This window comes from Halomonas sp. 707D4 (assembly GCF_024158685.1).
Lineage (GTDB): Bacteria > Pseudomonadota > Gammaproteobacteria > Pseudomonadales > Halomonadaceae > Vreelandella.
The window spans coordinates 1-4,002 of sequence record NZ_JAMZBD010000297.1; the positions used below are offsets into that span (position 1 = coordinate 1).

The 4,002-nt window shown below is 66.1% G+C and carries 4 protein-coding genes; 3 read left to right on the forward strand and 1 reads right to left on the reverse strand.

The genetic code is table 11. The features are described from left to right. Positions 1-144: 144 nt before the first annotated feature. A complete protein-coding gene (locus BIS11_RS12340; RefSeq protein ID WP_253424166.1) occupies positions 145-378 on the reverse strand; it encodes a transposase in 234 nt (77 codons plus the stop codon). Between the two features lie 115 nt (positions 379-493). Between BIS11_RS12340 and BIS11_RS12345 the strand changes: the two genes are divergently transcribed. From BIS11_RS12345 to scpB, 3 genes are all read left to right on the forward strand, one after another. After that, entirely contained in the window at positions 494-2,284 is a 1,791-nt protein-coding gene (locus tag BIS11_RS12345) for a DEAD/DEAH box helicase (protein WP_301282991.1), read from the forward strand. 66 nt (positions 2,285-2,350) lie between these two features. After that, positions 2,351-3,346, forward strand: a complete 996-nt coding sequence (locus BIS11_RS12350; protein ID WP_253424169.1) for a ScpA family protein — start codon at positions 2,351-2,353, stop codon at positions 3,344-3,346. Beyond that, on the forward strand, positions 3,343-4,002 hold a 660-nt coding region (gene scpB, locus BIS11_RS12355; protein ID WP_253586143.1), incomplete at its 3' end, for an SMC-Scp complex subunit ScpB. The genes BIS11_RS12350 and scpB, both read left to right, overlap by 4 nt.

A 4,002-nucleotide genomic window follows, 5' to 3' on the forward strand; every position in this document is an offset into this window, starting at 1 on the left:
GCTGTTCCGTAACGCCCGCGTCTGGCTCGGCTAGGCCGTCGACCCGGTCGATCGCCGAGCGTTAAAAAGCGGTGGCAGAACATGGTTCTGCCACCGCTTGGCGTTTCAAGGTGACCATTGCTGCATGCTTCAGTGACGAGGTCTTCAGTGATGGGGCTGCGACGAGGTGCTTTTTTCACCCGCCCCGGCGCTGACGCCGAGATCCGCTTCCAGGTCGGTCAGCGTCTGGCGATAGCGCTGGACCATGGTTTCGTAGCGACCGAAATCGTGACCGCAATCCATGCAGTAGACATGGATATTGTTGCGCCGAGTGGCGGGCAAGCGCTTGAGCCGGCTACCGCACGTCGGGCACTCGGAGCTGAAATGGTTGGTCGACATGGCATACTCCTTGTGTGCTCCCCCGCCTGGCGGGGACGTGAACTTCAGCTAAAACCCGTGCTCCCTAATTCGTGTGATGGCATCCTCCTCCAAAGGTTCAAGAACAGGTTGATCATTGTTATATAACGCGTGTGCGCCCCTTCCGACGCTTCGCGACTACCAGCAGCAGGCGGTCGTGCGCGTGGTCGAGCATTTTCGCCGCGGCAGCGATCCCGCCGTGGTGGTCCTGCCGACCGGCAGCGGAAAATCCCTGGTGATCGCCGAGCTTGCGCGGCTGGCTCGGGGCCGCGTGCTGGCGCTGGCCCACGTGCGCGAACTGGTCGAGCAGAACCACGCCAAATACCAGGCCTACGGGCTCGAGGCGGATATCTTCAGCGCCGGGCTCAAGCGCCGCGAATCAAGCCGCCAGGTGGTGTTCGGCTCGGTGCAGTCGGTGGTGCGCAACTTGGCGTCCTTCGCGGACGAGAACTTCACGCTGCTGGTGATCGACGAGTGCCACCGGGTGTCGCTGGAGAAGACCTCGAGCTACCAGAAGGTGATCGCGCACCTCAAGCGCTACAATCCACAGCTCAAGATACTGGGGCTGACCGCGACCCCTTATCGGCTGGGCCAGGGCTTCATCTACCACCGCCATTACCACGGCATGGTGCGCGGCGACGCCGAGAGCTTCTTCACCGACTGCGTGTTCGAACAGCCCCTGCGCCTGATGGTCAAGCAAGGCTACCTGACTCCGCCCGAGCGCCTGGACATGGCCATCGAAGGCTACGACTTCTCGCGCCTGGTGCCGGCGCCGACGGGCCAGTTCGTCGAGCGCGAGCTCAACGAGGTGGTGGCGAAAAGCCGCGCAACGCCGGGCATCGTCGAGCAGATCGTCGAACGTGCCAAAGAGCGCCAGGGCGTGATGATCTTCGCCGCGACCGTCGCCCATGCCGAGGAGATCATGGGCTACCTGCCAGCGGGCGAGGCGGCGCTGATCACCGGCGACACCGACAGCCAGGAGCGCGAGCGGCTGATCGATGCGTTCAAGGCGCGCGCGCTCAAGTACCTGGTCAACGTCTCGGTGCTGACCACCGGGTTCGACGCGCCCCACGTGGACGTGATCGCGATTTTGCGCCCCACCGAGTCGGTGAGCCTCTACCAGCAGATCGTCGGGCGCGGGCTGCGGCTTTCGCCGGGCAAGCAGAACTGCCTGGTGCTCGACTACGCCGGCAACCCCTGGAACCTGTATGCGCCGGAGGTAGGCGAGCCCAAGCCCGACAGCGACTCGGAGCCGGTGCAGGTGGTGTGCCCGGCCTGCGAGCACGCCAACCTGTTCTGGGGCAAGCGCGACGGCGAGATCGTCCTCGAGCACTTCGGCCGGCGCTGCCAAGGGCTGGTCGAAAGCGATCAGGGCAAGCGCGTGCAGTGCGACTTTCGCTTTCGCTTCAAGGTGTGCGATCAGTGCGGCGCGGAGAACGACATCGCCGCACGGCGCTGCCACGGCTGCCAAGCGCTGCTGGTCGACGCCGACGACAAGCTCAAGGACGCGTTGAAGCTCAAGGATGCCAAGGTGCTGCGGGTCAGCGGCATGGAGCTCGTCGCTACCGTCAACGGGCGTGGGCTTCCCCGGCTCAAGGTCACCTACCATGACGAGGATGGCGAGAGCCTTTCCGAGTGGTTTGCGCTCGAGACCGGCGCTCAGCGTCACGCCTTCTACCATGCCTTTCTGAAGGACCACGCCCGCGCGCCGGGCATCGCGTGGAAACCCGAAAGCGCCGAGGAGGTGGTGGGCCAGCGCCAGCGGCTGCGCCGGCCGGACTTCGTGGTCGGGCGCAAGGTGGGGCGCCACTGGCAGCTACGCGACAAGCTCTTCGACTACCAGGGGCGCTTTCGCAAGGCGGCCGATGCCGGCAGCGATGCCCCGTGAGCCCGGCGCTGTTACACTGGCACCTGATGGCACCATCGCCTGCGAGCCGACGAGGAATCCCCCCGCGTGAGTGAGACGCTCGACCCCGCCAACGAGATCGAATCCGCCATCGAAGAGCCGATGGTGGAGGCGCTCGGGCGGCTGTTCGACGAGCCGATCACCCAACTGCCCGAGGATCTCTACATCCCGCCGGAGGCGCTCAAGGTATTCCTCGAGACCTTCGAGGGGCCGCTGGATCTGCTCTTGTATCTGATTCGTCGCCAGAATCTCGATATCCTAGCGATCGACGTCGCCGCCATCACCCACCAGTACATCGAGTACGTGGAGCTGATGAAGGCGATGCAGATCGAGCTTGCCGGCGAGTACCTCTTGATGGCCGCGATGCTCGCCGAGATCAAGTCGCGCACGCTGCTGCCGCGCCCGCCCAAGGCGGAAGGCGAGGAGGAAGAGGACCCGCGCGCCGAGCTGATCCGACGGCTGCAGGAGTACGAGCGCTTGAAGGACGCCGCCGAGACGCTCGATACGCTGCCCCGGGTGGGGCGCGACTGGTTCAGCGTGCAGGCCGGGCTTCCGCCGATCGAAACGCGCGTGATCCACCCGGACGTCGAGCTCGACGAGCTGCTCGGCGCGCTCTCGGGCATTCTCAAGCGCGCCGAGCTGACCCAGAGCCACCAGATCAGCCGCGAGGTGCTCTCGACCCGCGAGCGGATGCTCAAGATCATGGAGATTTTGGCCGGCGACGAGGCCCAGGGGCGTTACACGCCGTTCGAGGCGCTGTTCACCCTGGAAGAGGGGCGCGGCGGCGTGGTGGTCACCTTCATGGCGATCCTGGAACTTGCCAAGGAGGCGATGATCGAGATCGTGCAGAATGCGCCGCTTTCGCCGATCCACGTGCGCGCAAGGCCGGCAGCGCTGGCCGACGAAGAGAGTGCCTTCGAGCCCGAGGAGCAGGAAAGTGACGCCTTCGAGGACGCCGCCGCTGACGCTTCATTCGACACCGACGACACCGACGACACCGACGACACCGACGACACCGACGACACCGGCGAGGACGAGCCGTGAACAGCCCCCCTTTGGACGACATCATCGAAGCCGCCCTGCTCGCCGCCGGCGAGCCCTTGAGCGTCGAGCGCCTGGAAACCCTGTTCCTGGACGGCGAGAGCCCCGGACCGCGCAGCCTGCGTGAAGCGCTGGGCCGGCTTTCCGAGCGCCACGCCGCCGGGTCGCTGGAGCTGGTGGATAGTGCCTCCGGCTTTCAGCTGCGCATTCGCCCGCGCTTGTCGCAGTGGGTCTCGCGGCTCTGGGACGAGCGCCCGCAGCGCTACTCCCGGGCGCTTCTCGAGACCCTGGCGCTGATTGCCTACCGCCAGCCGGTCACCCGGGGTGATATCGAGGAGGTGCGCGGGGTGAGTGTATCGAGCTCGATCATTCGCACGCTGATGGAGCGCGGCTGGATTCGCGTGGTCGGCCACCGCGACGTGCCCGGCCGCCCGGCGGTCTACGCCACCACCCGCGGCTTTCTCGACGACTTCGGCCTCAAGACGCTGAACGCGCTGCCGCCGATGCATGAGCTTACGAGCCAGGAGGAGCTCGCCATCGACGACGAGGTGCTTGGCGCCGACAAAAACAGTGGCGAGGCACTGGACGCGCCGCCGGAAACCGGGCAGGATGCGCCCCCCGACCCGGGCGTGCGCTCCGACAACGACGACGCCCAACAC